General features: G+C 53.4%; 1 protein-coding gene. It reads left to right on the top strand.

Annotated features, from left to right (window positions below; all coding sequences use genetic code 11):
- A partial coding sequence (locus J4G02_12105) for a hypothetical protein (GenBank protein ID MCE2395322.1) occupies positions 1–580 on the top strand: 580 nt, incomplete at both ends.

The raw sequence follows: 580 nt of genomic DNA, 5'->3' as shown, positions 1-580 counted from the left end.
GACGCCGACACAGACTATGTGGGCAGAGACACGCTCGAAAGAAAGGTTACGATTACACCTGCGCATGTCTTCCAAGGCGAGACAAACCAAAAATACACAGTCTCCTTTACAGCCCCCGGTCCGATGTACGGTGCTGTTCTAAGGGTGCCAATCCCTGCGGGGTTACAGCCAACCGCTGTTGGTACGTTATCAGCGTCCAGTGGGGTAACGGCTGCCTTTACCGCTACCGACAACACAACCAGTCTAATATCTATTGACCTTACGACAATCAATGTGGGTCAGAGAGTTTCCGTTACCTATACACTAGATGAAATCGGTGCGACTGCCTCTGATTTTCTACTGGCGGGTACAACTGGTGATATGACCACCGACGATGTGACGACAAGCATAGATGGTGGGACCACCGCCATAAGGGTAACGACACTCGCAGGCGGAAAAGCGAGTGCGGTAGGCGGATCTGGAAGGGTGGCGCTTACGCCCTCTGCTGCGGAAGCAGGTGCACCGCGCGTAAATATCACCGCGACCTATACCGCGCATACCGACCTTAAAGGCGTTGATATAGAGATTACGGCAGAGGGGA

It is taken from the genome of Candidatus Poribacteria bacterium (assembly GCA_021295755.1).
GTDB lineage: Bacteria > Poribacteria > WGA-4E > WGA-4E > PCPOR2b > PCPOR2b.
Note: the sequence above shows the minus strand (reverse complement) of the source record. Positions and strands in the feature narration are given on the sequence as shown.